Genomic DNA, 25,620 nt, shown 5'->3' with positions numbered 1-25,620 from the left:
AGGCTACGGACGCCCACCCTATTCGGGCCACACCTGTACAGCCGCAAATGCGCGAGCCGTTGATCACCGGAGCGATCCACACACGCACGTGCATCCACCCGTCCATACGGTTCGAACGGCCCTCTCGGCCGACGCCGACGGAGAAATTAACGCCTGGACCCGCTCCGGGATGCTCCCGAGGCCGGGGCGGGCACATCGGGACCCGGGCTCGCGGGCGGGGCGGACGGTGCGGCAGCGCTCTCCTCCGGCGCCCTGGCGGACTGTGCCGGCCCCGGGATGGGACCGTCCGGTGAGGCCGATGTCACACTCGCCCCGGTCGATGAGGGTAGTGGTGTCAGGGTTTCCGGGGCAACAGGGCCGCCCTGCGACGACCGCGGCACGGGGCCGAGGTGGTCGGGCGCCTCCGGAAGGACCGGGCGGAATTCCGTACGGTCCAGGCGCCGCACCTCGGGGGCCGGATCGACCACACGCACCTCGGGACGATCGGCGATGCGGTTCAGCGCCACCGGGGCGGCCCGGACGACCGCGGCGAAGACGCAGGCGCACTGCGACCGGTAGGCGGCAGCCTCCGCGGCGGCCGTGCGCGCGGCGGTGTCGTACGCCCGCCGCAGCCGCACCTCGTTGATCCCGTCGCCCTCGAGCTCGCCGCCGAGCTTGCGGTAGTCGGCCTGTTCCTGGTCGCGGGCCAGCGCCGCGCCGAGCATCCCGGAGACCACGTCCTGCGGCAGCCGGTAGACGGAGATCTTCACGACCTGGGTCCGGACGTCCGGCAGCGGCGCCCGCGCGTACACCTGAGCCACCGCCGCGCCGTCGAGCACCCCGGGCAGCCGGTCGGGCGAGTAGTACGCGGCCAGGCTCACCAGCGCCCACGTCTCCCCCGCGACCGGCGAGCCGGACGAGGGCAGCAGCGCCGCCAGCTCCATGCGGCTGGACCGCAGGTACGCCGGGACGGCCTGCCCCTCGACCACCCCGACCCGGACGACGTCACCGGGCGGGCTCTCCACGCCGGGACCGCGGTCGGTGATCGTCACGACCGTGATGAGCATCGCGGCGGCCGCCGCCAGGGCCAGGCCGGTGAGGAGACGCTGCCGGAGCGCGCCGGCGCCGCCCCGGGACAGCCCGCGGGCCGCCCACGGCATCATCCGGTCCCCGGGCCTCATGGGACTTCCCCTCCGGCGGCGGTCGTCAGCTCGCGTCGCGGAGCACGTCCAGCGCGTACCCCAGGTCGTCAGGGTAGTCGCTGACGAACCGGACCTCGTCCTGCGTACGGGGGTGGAGGAAGCCCAGCTCGCGGGCGTGCAGCCACTGCCGGCCGAGCTGCAGGCGGGCGGCGAGCGTGGGGTCCGCGCCGTACGTCAGATCGCCCACGCACGGGTGCCGCAACGCCGAGAAGTGCACCCGGATCTGATGCGTACGGCCCGTCTCCAGCTTCACGTCGACCAGGCTCGCGGAGCGGAACGCCTCGAGCGTGTCGTAGTGCGTGACGCTGGGCTTACCGCCGGACATGACCGCGTACCGGTAGTCGGCCGTGGGGTGCCGGTCGATCGGCGCGTCGATCGTGCCGCGCAGCGGGTCGAGGTGGCCCTGCACGACCGCGTGGTAGCGCTTGTCCACCTCGCGCTCCTTGAAGGCCCGCTTGAGCACGCTGTACGCCATCTCGCTCTTGGCGACCACCATGAGCCCGGTGGTGCCGACGTCGAGGCGGTGCACGACGCCCTGCCGCTCGGCGGCGCCGCTGGTGGCCACGTTCTGGCCCATCGCGGCGAGCCCGCCGACGACGGTGGGCCCGGTCCAGCCGGGGCTCGGGTGCGCGGCGACGCCGACCGGCTTGTCCACCACGACGATGTCGTCGTCGCTGTAGACGATCGCCATCCCGTGCACCGGCTCGGCCACGACCGCCGGCGCGGTCACCGGCGGCGGCAGCGTGACCTCGAGCCAGGCGCCCGCGGCCACCTTGTCGGACTTGGGCCGCGGCACCCCGTCGACGAGGGCGTCGCCGTTCTCGACCAGCGACGCGGCGGCCGTGCGGGACAGCCCGAACAGCCGCGACACGGCCTGGTCGAGACGCATCCCGTCCAGGCCGTCCGGTACGGGCAGGGAGCGCGCGGTCATGCGGCCGCCTTCTGCTTCTTCGCCACCCGGGATCCGTCCCGCTGGCGCCCGGTCAGCTCGAGCAGGACCGCGAGGACCACCCCGACGCTCAGGCAGCTGTCGGCGATGTTGAAGACCGCGAAATACTCACCGTACGGCCCGAAGAGGCTGATCATGTCGACGACGTGCCCCTGGAACACGCCGGGGGCCCGGAACAGCCGGTCGCCGAGGTTGCCCAGCGCGCCGCCCAGCACGAGACCGAGCGCGACGGCCCAGGGCACCGAGCGCAGCCGGGTGGTCATCCACCCGATCCAGCCGATCACGGCCAGCGTGACGAGCGGGAACACCCACGTGTACCCGCTGCCGAGGCTGAAGGCCGCGCCGCTGTTGCGCAGCAGCGACAGGTAGACCAGCCCGCCGAGGATGCGGACCGGCTCGCCCTCGGTCAGCCCGTTGGTCGAGAGCTCCTTGGTGATCTGATCGAGCAGGACGGCGAGCAGCGCGGTGCTGCCCAGGACCACCACGGCCCGGCGCGAGAGCGCGGGCCGGGCCGGCCGCGCGACGCCGGTGGTGCCGTCCGCTGCCTCGTCGGCGTTCAGCGTCGTTCCTCCAGCTGCTTGCAGGACACACAGAGGGTCGCGACCGGGAACGCCGCCAGCCGCTCGACCGGGATGGCGTTGCCGCATCGCTCACACCAACCGTAGTTGCCCTCGCCGAGCCGCTCGATGGCGCGTTCCACCTGTGTGATCCGCTCCAGCAGATTGTTCGCGAGCGTGATCTCCTGCTCGCGTTCGAACGTCTTGGTGCCGGTGTCCGCCTGGTCGTCCCCGGCGGAGTCGGCGAGCCGCTCCCGCTGCAGCTCGGTGATCTCGCTGAGCGACTGGTCGTACTCCGCCTGCAGCTCGTCGCGGCGTTCCACGAGCGCGACCCGGATCTTCTCGGTCTCCGCCTCGCTACGGGACCGCTTGGGCGCCGCCTTCTCGGTTGCCTTGGCCATCGTCGCTCCCCTGGGCCGCGCGGCGAGCGCGGCGAAATCGGCGGTGTCGGTCGGCAGGGAACGGCCGCCCGCCGTCCCCGCCCCTGTGGTCCGGCCGCGCCCCCACGCGGCCCCCGTGCACGGCCCCCACGTGCACGAACGGCGCGGCCCATGGGGACCGCGCACTCCTTGAGGCACGCAAGGATACGGAACGTGAAGGGTAGCGACAACACGGCGCACCGGCCCGGTTACGGCGCAACCACCAGAAACCGCCCGTTCCGACCGTCGGATACCCGACGCGAGCGGCGAAAGCCCGCGCCGAAGGGTCACGCACGCGACGTCGGCCGGTCGCTCGGGGACGGCGTCAGGCGCGGTCGGCGCCGTCCTCGCCGAACCAGCGGGCCAGCCGGCCGCGACGGCTCACGGCCCGCATCCGGCGCTCCGCGACGTCCCGGACGTCCGCGGTCGCCACGATCAGCAGGCTGTCGCCCGTACGCAGGCGGGTGTCCGGTCCCGGCACGAAGCCGGCGTCGTCACGTACGACCAGGGTGACGCTCGCCCCCACCGGCAGCCGCAGCTCGTCGATGTGCACCCCGGCGAGCCGCGAACCCGGCGCCACGTCGATCTGCAGCAGGTCGGCGCGCATGCGTTCCAGCGGCGCGGTCTCGACGTGGATCTCCGCGGCCTCCGCCGGGGCGGTGATGCGCAGCAGGCGCGCGGCGGGGGCGAGCGTCCCGGCCTGGACCAGCGTGAAGATGATCACGAGGACGAAGACGGCGTTGAACAGGCCGTCCGCGCCCGGAGCCGCGCTGGACAACGGGATCGTGGCCAGCACGATCGGCACCGCACCGCGCAGCCCGGCCCAGGACAGGAAGGCCTGGCCCCGCCAGCCCAACCGGCGGGTGCTGCGGGTCGCCACAGCGGAGACCCAGACCGACGCGGGACGCGCCAGGAGCAGCAGCGCGCCACCGACGACCAGGGCGGGTACGAGCACCCGTGCCAGCTCGTCCGGCGACACGAGCAGGCCGAGCAGGACGAAGAGGCCTATCTGCGCGAGCCACGCGAGGCCGTCGGCGAACCCGAGGACCGCCCGGCGGTGCGGCAGGCGGCCGTTGCCCAGCACCACCCCGGCCACGTAGACCGCGAGGAAGCCGGAGGCGTGGGTGACCGCGCCGGCCGCGTACGCCAGCACGGTGAGGCCGACGGCGGCGATCGGGTACAGCCCGGCGGACGGCAACGCGGCGTGCCGTAGCAGCCACCGCCCGACCGCGCCCACGGCGATACCGATCGCGGCGCCGGCGACCAGCTCGTAGCCGACGACCAGCAGCTCGTACCACCACGGGTGGCCGACCACGGCGGTGGAGAGCAGGACCACGAGCAGCACGACCGGCGCGTCGTTCATGCCCGACTCGGCCTCGAGGGTGGACACCAGCCGGGGCGGCAGCCGCAGCCGCCGCAGCGTGGCGAAGACGGCCGCGGCGTCGGTCGAGGACAGCACCGCGCCGTAGAGCAGCGAGAGCCGCCAGTCGAGCCCGAGCGCCCAGTGCACGACCGCCCCGACGACGGCGATGCTGACGGCCACGCCGAGCGTCGCCAGGGTCGCGGACAGCCCGAGGACGGGCCGCAGGGCGGTCCAGCGGGCGGTCAGCCCACCCTCCGCGATGATCACGATCAGGGCGCAGAAGCCGAGGGTACGGGTCAGCTCGGCGTCGTCGAACCGGATCCCGAACCCGGCCTCCCCGAGCGCCATCCCGATGAGCAGGTAGACGAGGAGGCTGGGCAGGCCCAGGCGGGTGGAGAGCCGTACGGCGGCCACCGCGACCAGCAGCACGCCGGCCCCGAGGAGCAGCGCGAGGTCGAGCCCGGGGCTCATCCCGGCCCGTCGCGCAGGTCCGCGAGGCGGCGCTCGACGTCGCCGGCGACCGTGAACACCTTGTCCCGGCTGGTCGCACCGAGCTTCAGGGCCACCGCGGCGGGGCGTACGCCCAGCGCCTCGGCCAGGGCCCGCCGCACCGCCTCGGTGGCCCGGCCGTCGACGGCCGGCGCCCCGACCGCCACGATCAGCGCGGGACCGTGCGGCCCGTCGTAGCGTCCGCCCACGCTGGTACGGCCGGCGCCGGGCCGTACGCGCACCGCCACGGTCCGCTCGCCGCCGCCGGGAGCGGACCGGTCACGGGATCCGGGAGGGGGCACGCGCCGCTTGGCCATGCCTCATTGTGCCGATCTTCGATCCGGCGCCGAAGCGGGGTCGGCCGATGACCAGGCGTGATCACCGGCGCCACCGCCGGGAGCGGTCTCAGGAACGGGTGGCGGCTGCGACGAGCCGGTCGACCGGGCGGCACAGGCCGCACGGGCTGAACCCCAGCTCGACCGCCTCCGCCACGGGCAGCGCCTCGGTGGAGCGGCCCGGCAGGTGCGGACAGTCGGCGAGGTGGTAGCGCGGGCGGCCGTCCACCACCACGACCTCGGCGTCCATGCGTGCAACCCGCACGGCGTCGGACGGGCGGACCCGCTGCGGCGGGGGCTCGTCGTCCGGGTCGTCCGGGTCCGGCTCGTCGAGCTCCCCTGCTGCCGCGCCTGAGGCCTCCGCCGTCCCCAGGCCGGTCCCCGGCTCCGAGCCGGTCGGTGTGCCCGGGTAACCGAGATCGCCGGCGGCCTCGGCCGGTTCGCCGGAGGGCCGGCGCCAGGAGTCGTCGTCCTCCGCGCGGGCCCCGCCGATCACCGAGGAGGCCTGGTCGTAGTCGGTGCCCTGCGGCGTCCGGCCGGCGGTGCGGTCCGCGTCCGCGCCCGAGTACGGGACGTGGTCCGCACCGTCGTCGCCGGAACTGCCGCCCGGCTCGGTCTCCGGCTCGAGGCGCTGGGTGACGTCCGGGCCGGCCGCCGTACGGGGCGAACCCGCGAGCGCCGCCTCGGTGTCGCGCTGACCCGCGGCATAGGCGGCGTCCCGGCCGGCTTCGGCGTCGATGTCGTCGGCTGCCATCTCGTCGGCGTCGCCGAGGCGGGAATCCGGCGGGCTCTCCGCGCGGGCGTCGCCGGATGGCGGTTCGTCGAACGGCTCACCGGCGGCCGGTTCGTCCACGGCGGACCGCTCGGGAGCGGCGGACGTGCGCGACTGGGCCGCGAGGAAGGCCTCGGCCGGATCGGGCTCGGCGGGACGCCGGCGTCCGGTGCCCGCGTAGGCGTACTGCTCCGGCTCGGCCGGCTGGAGGTCAGGGTCGGCGGTGAGGGGTTCGCCGACGGCGCGCCGGCCGGCCGAAGCCTGGCGAGCGCCCACGACCAGGGCCACCGCGGCCAGCAGGCTGGCCACGATGGAGCTGATCAGCAACCCGCTCGAGCCCCCGGCCAGGCCGAGGACGAGCAGGATCACGGCGACGAGGATGAGCAGCAGACTGACAACGATCATGGCTCATCCCCGCCGCGGTGGTTGGGTCCGAGAGGGGTGATTCCGGCGCTCAGCGGCCCGTCTCGATCGAGTTGGCGCGGCTGCCGCCGTACGAGCCGGCGAGACCCGCCGCGGCGAGACCGCCCGAGCCACCGACCGAGCGGCTGGCGTCGGCCCGGCCCAACTCGGCCTCGAGGCCCTGGCCCCGGCCGTCGAGGTCACGCAGCTGGCTCTCGAGGTACGCCTTGAGCCGGGTGCGGTACTCGCGCTCGAACTGCTTGAGCTCCTCGATGTGCTTCTGCAGCGCGGACCGCTTGGCGTCCAGGCCGCCCATGGCCTCCTGGTGGCGCTGGCGGGCGTCGCGCTCGAGGGCGTCGGCCTTGGCCCGGGCCTCGCGGGTGACCTCCTCCGCCTTGGAACGGGCGTCGGAGAGAAGCTTGTCGGCCTCGCGGCGGGCGTCGGACACGTGGTCGTCGGCGGTGCGCTGAGCCATCATGAGGACCCGCAGCGCCTGCTGCTCGCCGTCGCCGCCACCGGAGGAGGACGGGCCGCCGCCGACCGGGCCCTGCGCGCGGACCTGCTCGAGCTCGGCCTGCATCTGCCGGGCCGCCTGCTCGGCCGCCGTCTTATCGCGCTGGACGCGGTCCAGCTGCGCCTTCATGTCGTTGAGCTCGGCCGCCAGCCGCGGGTCGGCACTCGGACCGGCTGGCGCGCCACCCCGACCGCCGCGCTCCACCTGGGCACGCAGCTCGTTGTTCTCCTCGATCAGACGGGCGAGCTCACGCTCGACCTCGTCCAGGAAGGCGTCGACCTCCTCCTCGTCGTACCCCCGCTTGCCGATCGGGGGCTTCTTGAAGGCGACGTTGTGCACGTCGGCCGGGGTCAGCGGCATCGAAACTCCTCGGGTCAGTTGCGGCCGCGTGGGGCGCACAGCCGATCAGTCGCTCCGCGGTCAGGCGAAGGTCCGGATCAGAGGCGCTAACACGAGATTCAAAAGCACGAACAGGATAACCAGCAGGACCAGGGACGCCAGGTCCAAACTCACGGTACCAATTCGAAGCGGTGGGATCACACGCCTCAACGCCTTGAGGGGTGGATCAGTGACGCTCCACACCGACTCCAATGCCGCCGACGCCCCCCGGCCCGGCTGCCACCGGCGCCCGTACTGCAGCACCGCACCCAGGACGAACCGGCCCAGGAGGGTCAGGAAGAACACGTAGACCAACAGATAGATGATCTGGAACACGATCGACAGCACGACAGGCGGGTCCCTCTTTAGGGGTCAACTCTGGGTGAAGAAACCGCCCTCAGCGATCTTGGCCTTGTCCTCCGCGGTGACCTGGACGTTGGCCGGTGAGAGCAGGAATACCCGGTTGGTCACGCGCTCGATCGTACCGCGCAGGCCGAACGCGAGCCCGGCGGCGAAGTCGACGAGCCGGCGGGCGTCGCCCTCGTCCATCTCGGTGAGGTTGATGATCACCGGCACCCCGTCGCGGAAGTGCTCGCCGATGGTGCGGGCCTCCCGGTACGTCGTCGGGTGCAGGGTGGTGATCTGGTACCGCTGCTCGTCCTCGACGGGACGCTGCGGCTGCACCTGCGGCTGCGGCGCGAGGGCCAGGTTCTCCCGGGTGGAGTAGCTCATGGCGCCGGACGGCTCGCCGACCGGCGCGGCCGGACGGGTGATCGACCGCACGCTGCCCCGCTCCGCGCGCTCGGCACGCTCGTGCTCCTCGCGGTCGAGCGCCGCGGCGGCCCGCTCCAGGCGGCCGCTGCCCCGCTCCGACGCGCGCGCCCGCGGCAGCGACGGCGCCTCGTCGACGTCGTCCTCGTCGTACTCGTCGGCGTAGCGGTAACCGGAGTCGCGGTCGCGCTCCCGCTCGCGGTAGCCGCTGTCGCGGTAGCCGCGGTCGTCGTACTGGTCGTCCTCCTCGACGAGACCGAGCCACACGCCCGCCTTGCGCAGCGCGCTCATGCGATCACCAGACCCTGCTCGGCGCCGAACCGCTCGTCCATGCCCCCACCTCCGTCCGTGTACGGCCCGCTTCCCCCGGCGTGCCGCTTCCCCCCTTGCACGGATTCCGTGATCTTGAAACCTTGCTGACCCCGGCGCCCGTCACGATGCTGCGTCGTCGGACGCGGCGGCCCGAGCACGTCGCGCGTAAACAACACGTATGTAGTTTGCTGCCCGCCGCAAGGCTACCGCAGCGGGTTTCGCATCCCGAGCAAAGAAGTGCCGATCCGCACGTGTGTCGCCCCGTGCCGTACGGCCTGCTCGAGGTCCCCGCTCATGCCCGCCGACAGCACCGTCGCGCCCGGGTGCGTCCGGCGCAGCCGAGCGGCCAGCTCGGCCAGGCGCTCGAACGCGCGACCGGGCTCCCAGTCGCGCGGCGCGACCGCCATGAGCCCCCGCAGGTTCAGCCCTTCGGCCGCGGCGACCGCGTCGGTGACCCGCCACAGATCGACGTCCGCGTCGCCGGCGGAGTCGGCGGCGCCGCCCCGCGCCGGATCTCCGTCGATGCTGACCTGGACGAGAACGTCGAGCGGCGTTCCCCGGTGTCTGAGCGCGGCGGCGTCCAGCGCGGACGCCAGCCGCAGCGAGTCCACGGACTCGACCACGTCCGCGTAGCGCACCACGGACTTGGCCTTGTTGCGCTGCAGCTGCCCGACGAAGTGCCAGCGCACCGCGACCCCCGCCGCGGCGACCTCGGCGGCCTTCGCCGAGGCCTCCTGGTCCTTGTTCTCCCCGACGTCCGTGACGCCGAGGCCGGCGAGCAGCACCACGTCGCTCGCCGGGTACGTCTTGGTCACCGCGACCAGGGCCACCTCGCCCGGGTCACGGCCGGCGGCGGCGCAGGCGCGCGCGATCCGCTCGCGCACCTCGTCGAGCGAGGCCGCCAGCTCGGCGCGGCGCGCCTGGTCCGCCAAGCGTCAGGAGCCGTTCTTGAGGAAGTCCGGCACGTCGACGTCGTCGAAGAGCACCCGGCGCGGCGGCGGGGTGGTCGCGGCGGGCGGTGTCGCGGCGGCCGGGCTCACCGGCGCGGGCACGCTGGGCGTGACCGCGGGCGGGGCCGCCGGCTGCTGCACCACCTTGCGGGCCGTCTCCACCGGCTTGTACGAGGGCGTACCCCCGTCGAAGCCGGCGGCGATGACCGTGACCCGGACCTCGTCGCCGAGGGCGTCGTCGATGACGGCGCCGAAGATGATGTTGGCGTCCGGGTGCGCCGCGTCGGTGACCAGCTGGGCCGCGTCGTTGATCTCGAAGAGGCCGAGGTCCGAGCCGCCGGCGATGGACAGCAGCACGCCGCGGGCGCCGTCCATGCTCTGCTCGAGCAGCGGGCTGGAGATCGCCTTCTCGGCGGCCTCGACGGCGCGGTTGTCGCCGCGGGCGCTGCCGATGCCCATGAGCGCGCTGCCCGCGCCGCTCATGACGCTCTTGACGTCGGCGAAGTCGAGGTTGATCAGGCCGGGCGTGGTGATCAGGTCGGTGATGCCCTGCACGCCGGAGAGCAGCACCTGGTCGGCCTGGCGGAAGGCGTCCATCATGCTGATGCCGCGGTCGCCGAGGGCGAGCAGCCGGTCGTTCGGGATGACGATCAGGGTGTCGCACTGGTTGCGCAGCTCGTCGATGCCGGACTCGGCCTGCACCTGGCGGCGCTTGCCCTCGAACGAGAACGGCCGGGTGACCACGCCGATGGTCAGCGCGCCGAGCTTGCGGGCGATGTTGGCCACCACGGGCGCGCCGCCGGTGCCGGTGCCGCCACCCTCGCCGCAGGTGACGAAGACCATGTCGGCGCCCTTGAGCACCTCCTCGATCTCGTCGCGGTGGTCCTCGGCGGCGTTCTTGCCGACCTCGGGCTGCGCGCCGGCGCCGAGGCCGCGGGTCAGCTCCCGGCCGACGTCGAGCTTGACGTCGGCGTCGGACATCAGCAGCGCCTGGGCATCGGTGTTGATCGCGATGAACTCGACTCCCTTGAGCCCTACCTCGATCATGCGGTTCACGGCGTTCACGCCGCCGCCACCGATGCCGACGACCTTGATGACCGCCAGATAGTTGTGCGGAGGTGTCATCGGGCTCAGCCTTCCCTTCCAGGGTTGGCGGACGTCGAGGCCCCAGCGGTCCGCCACAGGAACCGCCATCGACGTCCGCTCCGTACAAGGGAGGGCGAGGAAACCCTCACCCTCTACTAGAGGCTTAGTGTTATGTCAACCACTGAGCCTCTCGGGGCAACGTAAGCGGACGTGTCGCCTGATCCAAGGACCAACGCGGCGTGTCGGCGTCCGCTTACGAGCCCACTATCCGACTCAGCCGTAACCTTCGACGTAATGAGCCGTTTGGCGCACCTTGTCCGGTTCGCGGCGGGGCGACTCAGCGGATGGTGACCACCGTCGGCGCGCTCACGTCGATCGTGTCGCCCTTGCGTGCCAGCAGTGCGGTCGCCACCTGAGCCTTCTTCTCGCTCTCCGTGTCGTCGCCCCACACGATCGTCCTGTTCTTGCGCAACCCCAGGCTGACCTGCGCCGGAGCCGGCACGGAGATCGAGACGAGCTGCTCGCGCAGCTCCGCGGTGAGCGACGAGAGGACCACCAGCGCCGAGCGGGTGTTGATGTCGGCCGGGCTGGGCGCGGCGAGCTTCGCCACGGGCAACCCCGCCGGCCGCCGCGCGACCGTGCGGAACGCGACGCCTTCGGCGTCGATGAGCGAGAACCCCTCACCCACGGGTACGGCGGCCACGGGCGTACGCTCCACGACCTGCACCTCCACCGTGGAGGGCCAGCCGCGCGACACCACGGCCCGCTCCACGGCCGGCAGCGCCTGCACCCGGTCCCGGATCCCGTCGAGATCCACCCGGGCCAGCGGCTCCGACCGGGGTACGGCCGCGGCGTCCTCGACCTGTTCCACGGTGAGCGAGTCGGTGCCGGCCACCCGCACCTGGCGGACTCCCAGCACCGACGTCCCGTACACCAGCCAGGCGAGCGCGCCGACGACCAGCAGCACGCCGAGCGTGACCGCCCACGGCATCGCCGCCCGCAGCCGGCGCTGACGCGCGCGGGCCATGAACCGGCGCACCGACGGCGGCACGGCGTCCGTGTCCGCCCGTACCAGCCGCCAGTTGCGCCTGCCCCCGTCGCTCATCGCGCCCCCCGGCCGCTGTCGTCAGCTGTCCGCCAGCGCGGCCAGCAGCTCGTCACCCATCAGCGAGATCGGCGGTGCGCCCATCGTGACCACCACGTCGCCCGGGCGGCTGCGCCGGACCACCTCGGCCGGCACGTCCTCCCACGACGGCACGAAGACCTTGCGCTCCGCCGGTAGGTCGATCGCCGAGGTCAGCGCGATCCCGCCCTCGCCCGGGCCGCGGGTCTCCCCCGGCGCGAAGACCTCCATGACGATCACCTCGTCGGCGATCGCCAGCCCCTCGGCCAGCTCGGCCTGCAGGTCACGGGTCCGGTAGAGACGGTACGGCTGGAACACCACCACGAGCCGCCCGTCGCCGGCCACCTCGCGCAGGGTCCGCAGCGCCGCCTTCACCGAGGTGGGGTGGTACGCGTACTCGTCGTAGACGCGGACCCCGGCGACCGTGCCCTTGCGCTCGAAGCGGCGGCGGACGCCGGGGAACGAGCTCAGCGCCTCGGTGATCTTGTCGAGGGGCAGGCCCAGCCGCAGCGCGGTCAGCACGGCGGCGGCGCTGTTGAGGCCCATGTGCCGCCCGGGCAGCGCGAGCGTGATCTCGCCCAGCGGCTTGCCGTCGAGCGTCGCCTGGTAGCGCACGCCCTGCACGGACGAGACGACGTCGGTCAGCCTGAGGTCGGCCGCCTCGCTCTCGCCGTACGTGTAGACGGTCCTGCCCTTGGCGCGCAGCGCCGCGATGAGGTCCTGCACGCCCTCATCGTCGGCGCACGTCACCACGAACCCGTCGTCGTCGGCGAGCTGGGCGAAGTCCAGGAAGCCCGCCTTGAGCCCCTCGAGGTCGCCCCAGTTGTTGAGGTGGTCGCCCTCGATGTTCGTGATGATCGCCACGTGCGGGCGGTACACCAGGAACGACTTGTCGCTCTCGTCGGCCTCGGCCACGAAGTACGAGCCGGAGCCGTGGTGGCCGTTGGAGCCGGCCGCGGAGATCTCGCCGCCGATGACGAACGACGGGTCCTCGCCGGCGTGCTGCAGGATCACCGTCATGATCGACGTCGTGGTGGTCTTGCCGTGGGTGCCGGCCACCGCGATCGTGCGGCGCCCGGTCATCGCGGCCGCCAGCGCCTCCGAGCGGTGCAGCACGCGCAGCCCGCGGCGGCGCGCCTCGACGATCTCCACGTGGTCCTGCGGGATCGCGCTCGAGTAGACCACCGTGTCGACCCCGTCGAGGTTGGCCGCCTCGTGCGACATGTGCACCGTGCCGCCCAGCGCGCGCAGCGCCGCCAGCGCCGGCCACTCCCGCAGCTCGCTGCCGGAGACCGGCACGCCGCGGGTGAGCAGCAGCCGGGCCAGTCCACCCATGCCGACACCACCGATGCCGATGAGGTGGACGGTGCCCAGATCCTCGGCGGTCAACCCGCCGGCCGGCTTCAGCTCCGCCGTGTTCACTCCGCGCTCTCCCTACTCACAGAAACGTTCATCGGCGGCCGGCCGCCTCGCACCTTCTCGGCAGAAACGCTCATCGGCGGCCGACCGCCTCGCACACGAAGTCCAGCAGCGCCTCGTCGCCGTCGCGCCGGCCGTACGCGCCCGCCGCCTGCCCCATCGCGGCGAGCCGCTGCGGGTCACGGGCGAGCGGGATCACCGTACGCTCGATCCACTCCGGGGTGAGCTCGGCGTTGTCCACGAGCAGGCCGCCGCCCGACTCCACCACGGGCAGGGCGTTGCGCTTCTGCTCCTGATTGCTGTGCGGATACGGCACGTAGATGGCCGGCATGCCGATCGCCGTGGTCTCGGCGACCGTGATCGCGCCGCCGCGGCAGAGCATGAGGTCGGCGGCGGCGTAGCCGAGCTGCATGTCGGACAGGTACGGCACCACCACGTACGGCACCGGCAGGTCGCTGGGCACCTCGAACGGGTCGTTGCGCCCGCCCTGCACGTGCAGCACCTGGATGCCGGCGTGGGTGATCTTCTTGGCCGCCGCGGCGACCGCCAGGTTGATGGTGCGGGCGCCCGAGGAGCCGCCGGAGACGAAGAGCACCGGCAGGTCGGGGCGCAGGCCGAAGTGCTGCAGGGCCTGCGGGCGCAGCGCCGCGCGGTCCATCCGGGCGATCGCCGTGCGCAGCGGCACCCCGACCACCCGCGCGTCGCGCAGCGACTCGGCGGCCTTCGGCTGGCTCGGGAACCCCACCGCGATGTTCTTGGTGAACTTCATGCCCATCCGGTTGGCGACGCCCGGCGGCACGTTGACCTCGTGGATGACGATGGGCAGCTCGCGCCGCCACGCCGCCAGGTACGCCGGCACCGACACGTACCCGCCGAAGCCGACCACCACGTCGGCCTGCACCTCGTCGAGGATCTTGCCCGCGGCGTGCGCGGACTTGTACATCCGGTCCGGGGTGCGCAGCAGGTTGAGGTTGATCGAGCGCGGCAGCTGGAACGCCGGGATGACGCGCAGGTCGTAGCCGGCGGGCGGGATGAGGTCGTTCTCCATCCCCTTCGGGCTGCCGAGGGTCGTGATCCGCACCTCGGGGAAATGGCGGCGCAGCGCGTCGGCGAAGGCGAGCAGCGGGTAGATGTGACCGCCGGTACCTCCTCCGGCGAGCACCACCGACCGCAGCGAACCCATCACCGTCTCCCTTCCGACCGTCCCCACGCTGAGGGCGGCCTCCGCCGCCCGCCACCCTAGACCGACTAGAGACGGCCCTTCGACGCCGGTGGCCGGCCCTGTTTCTGGGCGGGCGGGCGCGACGGACCCGGCCGCCGCGGCGGGGGGAGCGGCGGCAGCGGGGCCCAGAGTAGCCGTACCCATCGGGCGGGCGGACGGGCGTGCAGGGCCCGCGCCGCGTCGGGCTCCGCGCGGGCGAACGAGGCCAGGATGCCCACGCCGGCCATCGTCACGACGAGGGCGCTGCCACCTGCGGAGATGAGCGGCAGCGGCACGCCGGTCAGCGGCAGCAGGCCGATCACGCCGCCCATGTTGATCACGGCCTGGGCGACGAGCCAGGTCGTGATGCCCGTCGCGGCCAGCCGGCGGAACGGGTCGTCGACGCGGCGCGCGATCCGGAACCCGGTGTACGCCAGCACCGCGAACAGGATCGCGATGACCATGCAGCCGACCACGCCCAGTTCCTCGGCGACCACGGCGTAGATGAAGTCGTTGTCGGCGGCGGGCAGCCAGTTCCACTTGAGCGCGCCCTTGCCGAGGCCCACCCCGAACCAGCCGCCCTCGTAGATCGCCGACTTGGCCTGCAGGATCTGGTAGCAGTAGCCGAGGTTGCAGTCCTTCGGCATGTCGAGCCACATGGTGATACGCAGCAGGCGGTAGTTCGGCGCGTCGGTCGAGCCGGAGCCCGCACCCCGGGAGGCCGCGGCGATGAGCAGCCCGATGCCGGCGAGGCCGAGCACCCCGAGCGCGGCGAACACCCGCGTGCGTACGCCCGCCGCCCACAGCAGGCCGATGATCAGCGCCAGCAGCACGAGCATCGTGCCGAGGTCGTTGTAGCCGACGAGCACGAACAGCACGCCGATGATCGGGAACAGCGGCATCGACAGCTCGCGCCAGTAGCCGAGGTCGGCGCCCTTGCGGGCGATGATGTCGGCGCCCCAGAGCACCACGCCGAACTTGACGAACTCGGACGGCTGCAGGCCCACGGGACCGATGTACAGCCAGAGCAGGTCGGCCGTGACCGGGCCGAGGCTGACCGCTCCGGTCCTCGACGGGGTGAGGATGCCGACCGCGCCCATGGCCATCAGCAGGTCGAGCACGCAGAGCAGCACCACCGCGACGCCGAGGATCCAGACGCCGAAGAAGCGCAGGGTGGCGGCGGGCAGGCGCTGGCACACCCAGAACCCGATCAGGCCGATGACCGCGAAGAGCAGCTGGTTGCGCACGGCGGTGAAGGCGTTGCCGGACTCCTCGTACGCCTTGACGCTGGTCGCGGAGAACACCATGGTCAGCCCGATCAGCAGCAACAGGCCGGAGCTGGCGATCAGCAGGTAGTACGAGGACAGCGGCCGGGCCAGCATGCCGTGCACCGCGGGCAGCAGCTGCTGGCTGAGCGTCTTCGGGCGTACCGGCGGCGGCGCGGGTTGCACGGTGGCGGCGGGTGACACCGTCACCGTGGTCCGGGCCTCGGGCTTGTCCTCCACCATGAGCACCATCATGGTGGCGCGACACGCCGCGCCCGGGGTTCCGGCGTGGCGTGTCGCGGGAGATCTATCCCATGACCCGGAGGAAGTCGCTGTAGAAGAGCCCCAGGCCGATCGCCACACAGATGCCGGCGACGATCCAGAACCGGACCACGATGTTGACCTCGCTCCAGCCCGCCAGCTCGAAGTGGTGCTGCAGCGGTGACATCCGGAAGACCCGCTTGCCGGTGGTCTTGAACGAGATGATCTGGATCACCACGGACATCGTGATGATGACGAAGAGCCCGCCGATGATGATCGACAGCAGCGTCGTCCGGGTCGCCATGGCCAGGCCGCCGATGAGACCGCCGAGCCCCAGCGCGCCGGTGTCGCCCATGAAGATCCGCGCCGGCGAGGTGTTCCACCACAGGAAGCCCACACAGGCCCCTGCTGCCGCGGCCGCGATCAGCGCGATCTCCAACGGGTCCCGGACCTGGTAGCAGTAGTCGCCGGTGTAGTTCGTGTCACCGCACCAGTGCCGGTACTGCCAGAAGCCGATCAGGGCGTACGCACCCAGCACCAGGATCGAGGCGCCCGTGGCCAGGCCGTCGAGGCCGTCGGTGAGGTTCACGCCGTTCGACATCGACATGATGACGAAGACGAACACGATGACCGAGCCGACCTTGCCGACGTCGAGCAGGCTGATGTCGCGGATGAACGAGATGTGCTCGCTCGCCACGGTCTGGCCGTTGGTGCTCGGCACGTACAGCGCCGCGACCCCCAGGCCGCCGCCGACCAGGAGCTGGCCGAGCAGCTTGCCCTTCGCGCTCAGGCCGCCGGAGTGCCGCTTGCGCACCTTGAGGAAGTCGTCGAGGAAGCCGACCGCGCCGCAGAAGACGAACAGGCCCAGCAGCACCAGGGCGGTCATCGTCGGCTGGACCTGGGCGATCTGCTGCGACGGCAACGTGGTCAGCGCGACGTGCCCGGCCACGTACGCCAGCACCGTCGCGACGATGAACGCCACGCCGCCCATCGTGGGCGTGCCCTTCTTGCCCTGGTGGGTGGCCGGGCCGACCGCGCGGATCGGCTGGCCGGCCTTGAGCGCGGTGAACACGCGGATGGCGACCGGGGTGCCGAACAGCGAGATGATGAACGCGACCGCGGCCGCGACGATGACTGCCCTCACGGGCCAACCTCCTCGGCGGCCTGCTGCGCGCGTAGCGCGTCGGCCACCTCCCACGTGCGGTAGCGCGAACCCTTGACGAGCACGACGTCGCCGGGGCGCAGATCGGCCAGCACGGCGGCGGTCGCGGCCGCCTGGTCCGCGGCGGCGATCGGCTCGCCCTTCCAATCCGGTACGGCCGCGGCCCCGGCCAGCACCGGGGCGGCCTCGGCGACGGCGACGAGCCGGGCCACGCCCAGCTCGGCGGCGAGCCGGCCGACGTCGCGGTGCCCGGAGTCCTCGTACTCGCCGAGCTCGGCCATGTAACCCAGGACGGCGATCGTGCGCCGGCCCTCCCCCATCGCGGCGAGCGCGCGCAGGGCGGCCGCCGTCGACGACGGATTGGCGTTGTACGAGTCGTCGATGACCGTGACGCCGTCGGCACGGTCGAAGACGTCCATCCGGCGGCTGGAGACGATGCCCACCTCGCCGAGCGCGGTGGCCACCGCGTCGACCGGCATCCCGGCCTCGAGCGCGACGGCCGCGGCGGCGAGCGTGTTGGCGACCTGGTGCCGGCCGGTCACGGCGAGCCGGACCGGCGCGCTGCCCTGCGGCGCCACCAGCGTGTACGCCGCCCGCCCGCGCTCGTCGAGGCGCACGCCGACGGCGCGCACACCGGCCCGCGGCGACTCGCCGGTGAACACCACGCGGGCCTGCGTGCGCGAAGCCATCGCGGAGACCAGCTCGTCGTCGGCGTTGAGCACGGCGAGCCCGTCGGCCGGCAGGCTCTCCACCAGCTCGCCCTTGGCCCGCGCGGTGCCCTCGACCGACCCGAACTCGCCGATGTGCGCGGCGCCGACGTTGAGCACCACGCCGACGCGCGGCGCCGCGATGCCGGTCAGGTACGCGATGTGCCCGATCCCCCGCGCGCCCATCTCGAGCACGAGGAAGCGCGTCTCGGTCGTCGCCTTCAACACCGTGTACGGAAACCCGAGCTCGTTGTTGAGCGACCCCGCGGGCGCCACCGTCTCGCCGAGCCGGGCGAGCAGCTGCCCGATGTAGTCCTTGGTCGTGGTCTTGCCGGACGAACCGGTGAGCCCGACGACGGTCAGCTGCGGCAGCCGCCCCACGACGACATGGGCCAGCTTGGCGAGGGCCTCCAGTGGGTCGTCGACGACCACGCCCGGCTGACCGGTGTCGCGGCTGCTCAGCACGCCGGCGGCCCCGGCGGCGACGGCGGTGGCGGCGTAGTCGTGACCGTCCACCTTCTCGCCCGCGAAGGCGACGAAGAGGCCGCCCGGCAGCAGCGCCCGGGAGTCGTACTCCACCGGGCCGGCGACGGTCGCGGCCGGGTCGGCGTTGACGAGGCGCCCTCCGGTGATCGCGGCGATCTCGTCGAGCGTCATGCGGATCAAACGGCACCACCCGGGCGTACGGCCAGCGCTGCGGCGAGCTCGATGCGATCGTCGAACGGCAGCACCTCGCCGTTCACCTCCTGGCCCCGCTCGTGTCCCTTGCCGAGGACGGCCACGACGTCACCGGGGCCGGCCAGCCGTACCGCCTCGTCGACGGCGGCCCGGCGGCCCGCCACCTCGATGATCTTCGCCGGCGTGCCGGCCTGCTCGGCGCCCTGCCGCACGGCCGCGCGCACCGCCGCCGGGTCCTCCGTGCGCGGGTTGTCGTCGGTGACCACCACCAGGTCGGCGCCGCGGGCCGCGGCGGCGCCCATCAGCGGCCGCTTACCCTTGTCCCGGTCGCCCCCGGCGCCGATCACGCAGACCAGCCGGCCGCCGCGGGCGGTGGCCAGCTCGCGCAGCGCGGTCAGCGCGGCCACGATCGCGTCCGGCTTGTGCGCGTAGTCGACGACGCCGAGCACGTCGCCCGGCGACTCCACCCGTTCGAGGCGGCCCGGCACGCCGGGGCACGCGGCGATCCCGTCGGCGGCCACCTGCGGGTCGACGCCGGCGGCGGTCAGCGCGGCGAGGGCGAGCAACGCGTTCGCCACGTTGTGCCGGCCGGGCAGGGCCACCCCGGCGTCGACGTCGCCGGCCGGCCCGTGGGCGGTGAACCGCTGCCCGAAGGCGTCGCCGGTGACCGCCGAGGCCGACCAGCTGGCTGCGGTGTCACCCGCCGCCGAGTAGTCGATGGTGCCCGGCTTGTACAGCGGCTTGAGCGCCGGGTCGTCGGCGTTGAGCACTTCGAACCGGCAGCGGCCGTCGAAGAGCTTCGCCTTGGCCGCGAAGTAGTCGTCGGCGTCGGCGTGGAAGTCGAGGTGGTCGAGGCCGAAGTTGGTGTAGCCGCCGACCGTGAACCGCACGCCGCCGACCCGGCCCATGGCCAGGGCGTGGCTGGACACCTCCATCACCACGGCCTGCACGCCGCGCTCGACGGCGGCCGCGAGGATCGCGTGCAGGTCGGTGGCCTCCGGCGTCGTCCGTACGCTGTCCACCACCAGGTCGCCCAGCCGGGTCTCGACCGTGCCGATCAGGCCGGTGGTCAGCCCGGCCGCGCGCAGCCCCGACTCCACGAGGTACGCCGTCGAGGTCTTGCCCGCGGTGCCGGTGAGCCCGATGACGGTGAGCGACGCCGTGGGGTCGCCGTAGATCGCCGAGGCGGCCACGCCGAGCACCGCGCGCGGATCCGGCACGACGAGCACGGGCAGCCCCGCGGCCTCGGCGGCGGCGCGGCCGGCCGGGTCGGTCAGCACGGCGGCGGCGCCGGCCTGCGCGGCGGCCGCCACGAACTCGGCGCCGTGCCGGCGGGCACCCGGCAGGGCGGCGTAGAGATCGCCGGGGTGGACCTCGCCGCTGGCGTGGGTCACCCCCGTGACCTCGCCGTCCGTGCCGGGGGCCGCCGCGCCGACGAGCGGCGCGAGGTCGGCCAGCCGGTACGGCCGGACGGTCTGGGGACGAGGAATGCCGGACACGGCGTCAGACCCTACCCGGTGTCCCGGCCCGCGCTGCGAACGCCATACGGCCGGTGTCAGTCCTTCCACTCGAACGTCGGCGCCGGGGTACCGGACGGCGGCACACGGTAGTGGAGCAGTGCCGAGCTCATCATCTTGCTGAACGCCGGCGCGGCCACGACGCCGCCCGTTCCGTCCGGCACGTCGGCGAAGACGCCCACCACGAAGCGCGGCTTCTCGGCCGGCGCCATGCCGATGAAGGACCCCGCGTTGTGGCTGGTGTACTGGCCGTCGACCAGCATCTTGCCGGTGCCGGTCTTGCCGGAGACCCGGTAGCCCTCGACCTTGGCGCGGGTGCCGGTGGCGCCCTTCGCGTCGACCACGGCCTCCATCATCTCGCGCAGGTCGCGAGCCGTCTGCGGGCTGAGCACCTCGTGCTGCTCCGGCGGGGCGGGCGAGGTCACCGCGCCGTCCCGGCCGGAGATAGTCGACTTGATGAGGTGCGGCTGGACGTACACGCCGTCGTTGGCGATGGCCGCGTAGCCGGCCGCCATCTGCAGCAGGGTCGCGTCCACGCTGTGCCCGATCGGCACGGAACCCCACGCCGAGCCGCTCCACTCGTCCGGGCTGAGCAGCCGTCCGGGCGCCTCGCCGGGCATGCCCTCGTTGGTGGGCCGGCCCAGCCCGAACTTCTGCTGGTACTCGTACAGCTTCTCCTTGCCGAGCTTCTGCCCGATGCGGATCGTGCCCACGTTCGACGAGTACGCCAGCACCTGCGGGATGCTCAGCTTCGTACCGTTGGCGAACGGGTGGTCGTCCTTGAAGGGCGTCCCGCCCAGCATCAGCGCGCGGCCGACGGTGATCTGCGAGTCCTTGGTGATGACGCCTTCCTGCAGGGCCGCACCGATCGTGAACGCCTTGTGCGTCGACCCCGGGTCGGAGATGACACTGGACACCGCGTCCACCCGCTCGGTCGGCTTGAAGTCGAACGCCTTCTGCGCGTTGTACGTCGGGTAGCTCGCCTGCGCCAGCACCTCGCCGGTCCGGACGTCCAGCACGATCGCGCCGGCCACCGTGGCCTGCACCTTCTTCATCTGCTGGGTGAGGTAACGCTGCACCTCGAACTGCAGGTCCCGGTCGATGGTGAGCTGGATCGACGAGCCGGGCGCGGCGGGAGTCTCGCGGTGGTAGCCGCCGGGGATCTCCTTGGCCAGGTCGCCCTGACCCACCTCGTACACCTTCTCGCCGTCGGTGCCGCGCAGCAGCTCGTCGTAGCGCGCCTCGATGCCCTCCAGGCCGGTGTGGTCCTCGCCGGTGAAACCGATGAGGTTGGCCGCCAGGTCGGCGCCGGGCACGTCGCGGCGCTCGTCGCGGCCGGAGCCGATGCCGGCCAGGTTCAGGCTCTTGATCCGGGCGGCGACGGCGATGTCGACGCCCCGGGCCAGGTATTCGAACCGGGACGCGCCACCGCCGGGCCGCTTCTTCTTCGCCATGAGCGCGACCAGGGTGGACTGTGGCACACCGAGCAGCGGCGACAGCGCCGCGGCGGTCGTCGCCGGGTTCTTGACCATCTCCGGGTCCGCATAGATATACCGCGCCTCGACACTGTGCGCGAGCACGGCGCCCGAGCGGTCCAGGATGCTGCCGCGCGGGGCCGGGAGCACCACCTCGGTGAGCCGGTTCTGCCGCTGCTCGAGCAGGCTCTGCGCGGCGGCCGGCGAGTCCACGACCTGGAGCACGACGAGGCGTACGCCGATCGCGACGAACAGGGCCAGCGCGAAGACGGTGCCCAGCCGCAGCCGCTTGGTGCTGTTGGCCAGCTTCGGCGGCTCGGCGGGCGGGACCGGTCCGGGCCGCCGGTTGCCGGGCCGTCCGCCCGGGTCGCGTCGTGGTCCGGGCGCTGCCGCGACGCGGCGGTCGCGTCCGGTCCGCCCGGCAGCTTCGGTACGCGCAGCAGCACCGCGCCGCGGGCTGGTGGCATCGCCGCGCACAGCGGCACCCCGGCGCGGGTTGGCCGCCTCGGTACGCGCAGCGGCACCCCGGCGCGGGTTGGCCGCTTCGGTACGCGCAGCGGCACCGCGGCGCGGGTTGGCTGTGGAGCGGGTGCGCCCGGCACCCGCGGTCACGCGTGTCGGCTCACCACGGCCGGCCTGGATGCGTCCGCGCGGCTCCTCGCGGGTGCCCTGTTCCCGGGGCTTGCGCGCACGGGTCTCACGGCCATCGTCGTCGCGCCGGCGCTCATCTCCCCCGCGCGGCTCGGTCTGTGCGTCCCGTCCCCGGGCGCGCCGCGCGGGCGGCTGCTCCTCGGTGTCACGGCGACGCTCGCGGGGCGGCCGGCCACCGTCGAGGACCTGCAGCGCCGGACGGAACGGATCGCTGGTACGGCCGCTGCGCGGCGACCGGGTGCGCTGGTCACCCTCGCGCACCGTGCGTCCGCGCGGCGTGTAGGCCCGCGCGTCCCCGATCCCCCCGAAGCCCCGGCCGCGCTCGTCGTCGGCGGGGGCCTGCTCACGCGCAGATGCGCCGCGCCGGGGCTCCTGGCCCCGGCGCGGCGTCTCGTCGGATCGCGGCGGCACCGCGCTACTGCCTTGTCACCGGGGACGTGCCCGTCCCCGTCGCCGTCTGTCCCGGCGCCGTGCCCTGAGCGGCGCCCTGCTGGGTCGTCCCGGTGACGTCCTGCGTGGTGGCGTCCTGGGTGGACTTCGCCCGCTGCACCGCCGCGGCCGACTCCCGCGGGTCCTGGGCGGTCACGGCCGGCGCGCCGCTGCCCGGCTTCGGCACCCCGAAGACCTTGCCGTCCGGCAGCCGGATGTACGCCGGTGAGTCCGCCTTGACCAGCCCGAGCCGGCGCGCGGCCGCGTCCAGGCTGCCCGGCATGTTGTTGGCGGCGATCTCGTTCTCCAGAGCCTGCTGCTGCGCGTCCAGATCGGACTGCCGCTTCTGCAGCGAGTCGAGCTGGAAGGAGTTCTCCGCCGTCTTCGTGTTGATCATCAGGATGCCCAGCACGCCGGCGACCACGACCGCCACCACCAGCGCGATGAACGGCGCCCGCGGCGCGTTGATCGGCGCGGGCGGCGCGACCCGCAGCCGCGGCGTCACGGCCGTGTCCCGCTGCTGCTGGGCGTCGAGCTTCAGCGCGGTGGCGCCCTGGATCGGGAACTGGCGCGCCCCCCGCGCCGTCCCCTTCGTGCCGGCCGGCGTGCGCCGGCCCTTCTGCGGCTGCTCCGCGGTCCGGCCCCCCGACCGCGGCGCAGTCGTCATGCGCTCGCTCAATGCCCCTCCCCCTCCTGGTGTTCCCCCGGGCGTCGCCGCCCTCGTCCCCCGTGCGTCGCCGACATCCGGGGCCGTTCGCGGGCGGCCCCTCGTGCCTGGTCCTGCTCGTCGATCCGTTCCGCCGCGCGCAGCTTCACCGAAGCCGCCCGCGGGTTCTCCGCCACTTCCGCCGCCGTGGGCGGCTCCGACCCGCGGGTCAGCAGCCGCAGGCTCGGTCCCGTCCCGGGCAGCTCGACCGGCAGATCGATCGGACCGGTGCTGCGCGCCCTCTCGGCCAGGGCGCGCTTGACGATCCGGTCCTCCAACGATTGATACGACATCACCACAAGGCGCCCTTTCGGGGCCAGCAAGTCCAAAGCAGCCGGTACCGCGGATTCGAGCGCGGCGAGTTCCGCATTTACCTCAATACGTAGCGCCTGAAACGTTCTCTTGGCGGGATTTCCACCCGTTCGTCGCGCGGCGGCCGGGATGGCGTCCCGGACCAGGTCCGCGAGCCGTGCCGAGGAGACGATCCGCCCATTCGCCCGTTCCCGGACGATCGCCGAGACGATGCGCTGGGCGAACTTCTCCTCGCCGTACTGCCGCAGGATCCGGACGAGCTCGCCCGGCTCGTAGCCGTTGACGACCTCCTCCGCGGTGATCCCGCGGGACTGGTCCATCCGCATGTCCAGCGGCGCGTCCTTCGCGTACGCGAAGCCCCGGTCCGCCTCGTCCAGCTGCAGCGACGAGACACCCAGGTCGAACAGGCCACTGTGGAACGCCGCATATCCCAGGTCCGCGAGGACCTCCGGCAGCTCGTCGTAGACCGCGTGCACCAGGTGCGTACGGCCGGCGAACCGCTCGAGCCGTTGCCGGGAGTGCGCGAGCGCCTCGGGGTCGCGGTCGAGTCCGACGAGGACGACGTCGGGGTGCCGTTCCAGCACCGCCTCGGCGTGCCCGCCGAGGCCGAGCGTGAAGTCGACGTGGACCGCCCCCCGGCGATCCAGCGCGGGGGCGAGCAGCTCGAGACAGCGCTCGAGCAGCACCGGCACGTGCGTGCCGCGCAGCTCCCCCATGTCGACCCCCATCGCCCCGCTCTTTCCCGCGCGCCACGCGGCCGTTCGTTCCCGATCGGCACCCGGCCGTCTTCCGTACCGCCAGATCCCCATCCGCTCGTGCCCGTTTGCCAATCGGGCGCGCCTCACCGGACACACGCCTGGCGCCGGGGAAGAGGCGCCAGGAGCGAGAGCGGCTGGAGATCTCGCAGTACGGCGGCAGCGACGTCCGGACCACCACGGCGGCCCGGAGGCAGCCTTCAGTCGGATTGTGGGTGGTGGGGTGGTTGGACGGGCAGCGCCTACAGTCCGCCGGGCAGCACCCCCTCCTCGATGTCGGCGAACTCGTCCTCGCTCGCCGAGAGGTACTGCTCCCAGGACTGCTTGTCCCAGATCTCCACCCGCGTGCTGGCGCCGATCACCACGAGCTCACGGTCGAGCGCCGCGTACTCGCGCAGGTGCGCCGGGATGGTGACCCGGCCCTGCTTGTCGGGGATCTCGTCGTGCGCGCTGGCGAAGAACACCCGGCTGTAGGCCCGGGCGGCCTTGTTGGTGACCGGCTGGTCCCGGAGCTGCCCGGCGATCCGCTGGAACTCCGGCATCGGGAACACGTACAGGCACCGTTCCTGCCCCTTGGTGATCACGACACCTCCCGCCAGCTCGTCCCGGAACTTCGCCGGAAGGATCAGCCGGCCCTTGTCGTCGAGGCGCGGGGTGTGTGTGCCGAGGAACATCGTCGGCCCAACCCCCCTGCCCAGTGGCGGTTCGCGGTCCGCCGGTTCGCTCGGGCCGGCAGGTCCGCTCCGGCCCTGCCACTGCGCTCCACTCTACTCCACTTCCCTCCACCCGCAACCGGAATCGGCCCGTCCGCGAACCGGATTCGCGGACGAAAGCGCACGTCAGAGGCGGTGGGCCGAAGTGGAGGGCGCGGCGGCCCCGATCAAGGTCCACTTTCCGACACGGCGCGCAGGCGGGTCGAAAACTCCCCGCAAAAGGGGCCTTTCGCCGGGTCAGGAGAGCCTCCGGGAGGGAAGTGGAGGGATCGTGGGGCGCAAAGTGGAGGGCTTCGGGGCAGCTCCGTCAAGGAGAACGGGCAGAAGATCACACGGACGCGGGCGCGAGTGGCGCGCGACCCCGGCCGCACCCTGGCGGGCCGACGCCGCCAGGCCGGTCCCGCGCAGCTCCGCCCTCCCTACGCGCGGCATCGCCCTCCGGGGGCGCGCGACATCGCCTTCCCGGCGCGGCATCACCTTCCCGGCGCGGCATCGCTTTGCCGGCGCGGCATCACCTTCTCGGCGCGGCATCGCTTTGCCGGCGCGGCATCACCTTCCGGGCGTGCCGCAGTCTCCCGCCACGCCCGCGCGTTCCCCGGCCGCGCGCTTGGCCGCCTTCCCGCAGTCCGGCTCTTCTCGCCGCGCGCTCCCCCTTCCGGCGCGCGACGGGATCGGGACACGACAGTGGGGGGGGGGCCCCCCCCCGGGGGGCCCCCCCCCAAATACGGAAAAAAATGAGAAAAAAACGACCCGACCCACCGCCAGAGA

21 protein-coding genes and 2 pseudogenes are annotated in these 25,620 nt (G+C 73.2%); all 23 read right to left on the bottom strand.

The annotated features are described in order from the left end of the window. Positions 1-146: 146 nt before the first annotated feature. The gene (locus AB0K03_RS40150; protein ID WP_364697100.1) at positions 147-1,160 is read right to left on the bottom strand and encodes a hypothetical protein; all 1,014 of its coding nucleotides are present in this window, start codon (positions 1,158-1,160) and stop codon (positions 147-149) included. A gap of 25 nt (positions 1,161-1,185) precedes the next feature. Beyond that, positions 1,186-2,112 carry an RluA family pseudouridine synthase gene (locus tag AB0K03_RS40145; protein WP_364697097.1) on the bottom strand — a complete coding sequence of 309 codons (927 nt, stop codon included), beginning with the start codon at positions 2,110-2,112 and terminating at the stop codon, positions 1,186-1,188. Continuing rightward, positions 2,109-2,714, bottom strand: a complete 606-nt coding sequence (lspA, locus tag AB0K03_RS40140) for a signal peptidase II (protein ID WP_364697140.1) — start codon at positions 2,712-2,714, stop codon at positions 2,109-2,111. The genes AB0K03_RS40145 and lspA overlap by 4 nt, the downstream gene beginning before the upstream one ends. Further along, positions 2,687-3,088, bottom strand: a complete 402-nt coding sequence (locus AB0K03_RS40135; protein WP_364697094.1) for a TraR/DksA family transcriptional regulator — start codon at positions 3,086-3,088, stop codon at positions 2,687-2,689. The genes lspA and AB0K03_RS40135 overlap by 28 nt, the downstream gene beginning before the upstream one ends. Positions 3,089-3,431: 343 nt before the next feature. Beyond that, positions 3,432-4,940: a potassium/proton antiporter gene (locus tag AB0K03_RS40130; RefSeq protein WP_364697091.1), complete on the bottom strand. Its 1,509-nt coding sequence runs from the start codon at positions 4,938-4,940 to the stop codon at positions 3,432-3,434. Beyond that, positions 4,937-5,275 carry a DUF167 domain-containing protein gene (locus AB0K03_RS40125; protein WP_364697083.1) on the bottom strand — a complete coding sequence of 113 codons (339 nt, stop codon included), beginning with the start codon at positions 5,273-5,275 and terminating at the stop codon, positions 4,937-4,939. The genes AB0K03_RS40130 and AB0K03_RS40125 overlap by 4 nt, the downstream gene beginning before the upstream one ends. Before the next feature lie 88 nt (positions 5,276-5,363). After that, a pseudogene (locus AB0K03_RS40120) lies at positions 5,364-5,600 on the bottom strand (hypothetical protein); the annotation flags it as partial. A 919-nt stretch (positions 5,601-6,519) separates the two neighbouring features. Beyond that, a complete protein-coding gene (locus tag AB0K03_RS40115) occupies positions 6,520-7,341 on the bottom strand; it encodes a DivIVA domain-containing protein (protein ID WP_364697080.1) in 822 nt (273 codons plus the stop codon). A gap of 60 nt (positions 7,342-7,401) precedes the next feature. Then, positions 7,402-7,707 carry a YggT family protein gene (locus AB0K03_RS40110; RefSeq protein WP_199514367.1) on the bottom strand — a complete coding sequence of 102 codons (306 nt, stop codon included), beginning with the start codon at positions 7,705-7,707 and terminating at the stop codon, positions 7,402-7,404. 24 nt (positions 7,708-7,731) lie between these two features. Then, the gene (gene sepF, locus AB0K03_RS40105; protein ID WP_364697077.1) at positions 7,732-8,421 is read right to left on the bottom strand and encodes a cell division protein SepF; all 690 of its coding nucleotides are present in this window, start codon (positions 8,419-8,421) and stop codon (positions 7,732-7,734) included. Positions 8,422-8,645: 224 nt separating this feature from the next. Further along, entirely contained in the window at positions 8,646-9,374 is a 729-nt protein-coding gene (locus AB0K03_RS40100; protein WP_364697074.1) for a YggS family pyridoxal phosphate-dependent enzyme, read from the bottom strand. A 3-nt stretch (positions 9,375-9,377) separates the two neighbouring features. After that, complete coding sequence (gene ftsZ / locus AB0K03_RS40095; RefSeq protein ID WP_364697071.1) at positions 9,378-10,517, bottom strand: cell division protein FtsZ; 1,140 nt, start codon at positions 10,515-10,517, stop codon at positions 9,378-9,380. Positions 10,518-10,815: 298 nt separating this feature from the next. Then, positions 10,816-11,583, bottom strand: a complete 768-nt coding sequence (locus tag AB0K03_RS40090; RefSeq protein WP_364697068.1) for an FtsQ-type POTRA domain-containing protein — start codon at positions 11,581-11,583, stop codon at positions 10,816-10,818. A gap of 21 nt (positions 11,584-11,604) precedes the next feature. Beyond that, positions 11,605-13,023 (bottom strand): UDP-N-acetylmuramate--L-alanine ligase, encoded by a 1,419-nt coding sequence (gene murC / locus AB0K03_RS40085; RefSeq protein ID WP_364697065.1) that lies wholly within the window; start codon positions 13,021-13,023, stop codon positions 11,605-11,607. A gap of 70 nt (positions 13,024-13,093) precedes the next feature. After that, positions 13,094-14,203 carry an undecaprenyldiphospho-muramoylpentapeptide beta-N-acetylglucosaminyltransferase gene (gene murG, locus AB0K03_RS40080; RefSeq protein ID WP_364697062.1) on the bottom strand — a complete coding sequence of 370 codons (1,110 nt, stop codon included), beginning with the start codon at positions 14,201-14,203 and terminating at the stop codon, positions 13,094-13,096. Between the two features lie 65 nt (positions 14,204-14,268). Then, positions 14,269-15,603, bottom strand: a complete 1,335-nt coding sequence (locus tag AB0K03_RS40075) for a putative peptidoglycan glycosyltransferase FtsW (RefSeq protein ID WP_364697137.1) — start codon at positions 15,601-15,603, stop codon at positions 14,269-14,271. 190 nt (positions 15,604-15,793) lie between these two features. After that, positions 15,794-16,891 carry a phospho-N-acetylmuramoyl-pentapeptide-transferase gene (mraY, locus tag AB0K03_RS40070; RefSeq protein ID WP_364697059.1) on the bottom strand — a complete coding sequence of 366 codons (1,098 nt, stop codon included), beginning with the start codon at positions 16,889-16,891 and terminating at the stop codon, positions 15,794-15,796. Beyond that, complete coding sequence (murF, locus tag AB0K03_RS40065) at positions 16,888-18,282, bottom strand: UDP-N-acetylmuramoyl-tripeptide--D-alanyl-D-alanine ligase (protein ID WP_364697056.1); 1,395 nt, start codon at positions 18,280-18,282, stop codon at positions 16,888-16,890. Before murF ends, mraY begins: the two co-directional genes overlap by 4 nt. After that, on the bottom strand, positions 18,279-19,793 hold the full coding sequence (locus AB0K03_RS40060) for a UDP-N-acetylmuramoyl-L-alanyl-D-glutamate--2,6-diaminopimelate ligase (protein WP_364697053.1): 1,515 nt from the start codon (positions 19,791-19,793) through the stop codon (positions 18,279-18,281). The genes murF and AB0K03_RS40060 overlap by 4 nt, the downstream gene beginning before the upstream one ends. Before the next feature lie 56 nt (positions 19,794-19,849). Continuing rightward, a complete protein-coding gene (locus tag AB0K03_RS40055) occupies positions 19,850-22,348 on the bottom strand; it encodes a penicillin-binding transpeptidase domain-containing protein (RefSeq protein ID WP_364697050.1) in 2,499 nt (832 codons plus the stop codon). Between the two features lie 184 nt (positions 22,349-22,532). Beyond that, positions 22,533-23,033: pseudogene (locus tag AB0K03_RS40050) on the bottom strand (hypothetical protein); the annotation flags it as partial. Between the two features lie 8 nt (positions 23,034-23,041). Further along, positions 23,042-24,112, bottom strand: a complete 1,071-nt coding sequence (gene rsmH / locus AB0K03_RS40045; protein WP_364697048.1) for a 16S rRNA (cytosine(1402)-N(4))-methyltransferase RsmH — start codon at positions 24,110-24,112, stop codon at positions 23,042-23,044. 269 nt (positions 24,113-24,381) lie between these two features. Beyond that, the gene (mraZ, locus tag AB0K03_RS40040) at positions 24,382-24,813 is read right to left on the bottom strand and encodes a division/cell wall cluster transcriptional repressor MraZ (RefSeq protein WP_199514344.1); all 432 of its coding nucleotides are present in this window, start codon (positions 24,811-24,813) and stop codon (positions 24,382-24,384) included. Positions 24,814-25,620: the final 807 nt, after the last annotated feature.

Source organism: Actinoplanes sp. NPDC049316 (genome assembly GCF_040677315.1).
Classification (GTDB): domain Bacteria; phylum Actinomycetota; class Actinomycetes; order Mycobacteriales; family Micromonosporaceae; genus Actinoplanes.
This window is presented reverse-complemented; position numbering and strand designations above follow the sequence as displayed.

Coding starts and splice junctions, on each gene's coding strand:
- AB0K03_RS40150 (WP_364697100.1), bottom strand. CDS start 1,160: ATGAGGCCCGGGGACCGGATGATGCCGTGGGCGGCCCGCGGGCTGTCC.
- AB0K03_RS40145 (WP_364697097.1), bottom strand. CDS start 2,112: ATGACCGCGCGCTCCCTGCCCGTACCGGACGGCCTGGACGGGATGCGT.
- AB0K03_RS40135 (WP_364697094.1), bottom strand. CDS start 3,088: ATGGCCAAGGCAACCGAGAAGGCGGCGCCCAAGCGGTCCCGTAGCGAG.
- AB0K03_RS40130 (WP_364697091.1), bottom strand. CDS start 4,940: ATGAGCCCCGGGCTCGACCTCGCGCTGCTCCTCGGGGCCGGCGTGCTG.
- AB0K03_RS40125 (WP_364697083.1), bottom strand. CDS start 5,275: ATGGCCAAGCGGCGCGTGCCCCCTCCCGGATCCCGTGACCGGTCCGCT.
- AB0K03_RS40115 (WP_364697080.1), bottom strand. CDS start 7,341: ATGCCGCTGACCCCGGCCGACGTGCACAACGTCGCCTTCAAGAAGCCC.
- sepF (WP_364697077.1), bottom strand. CDS start 8,421: ATGAGCGCGCTGCGCAAGGCGGGCGTGTGGCTCGGTCTCGTCGAGGAG.
- ftsZ (WP_364697071.1), bottom strand. CDS start 10,517: ATGACACCTCCGCACAACTATCTGGCGGTCATCAAGGTCGTCGGCATC.
- AB0K03_RS40090 (WP_364697068.1), bottom strand. CDS start 11,583: ATGAGCGACGGGGGCAGGCGCAACTGGCGGCTGGTACGGGCGGACACG.
- murG (WP_364697062.1), bottom strand. CDS start 14,203: ATGGGTTCGCTGCGGTCGGTGGTGCTCGCCGGAGGAGGTACCGGCGGT.
- AB0K03_RS40075 (WP_364697137.1), bottom strand. CDS start 15,603: ATGCTGGCCCGGCCGCTGTCCTCGTACTACCTGCTGATCGCCAGCTCC.
- rsmH (WP_364697048.1), bottom strand. CDS start 24,112: ATGGGGGTCGACATGGGGGAGCTGCGCGGCACGCACGTGCCGGTGCTG.
- mraZ (WP_199514344.1), bottom strand. CDS start 24,813: ATGTTCCTCGGCACACACACCCCGCGCCTCGACGACAAGGGCCGGCTG.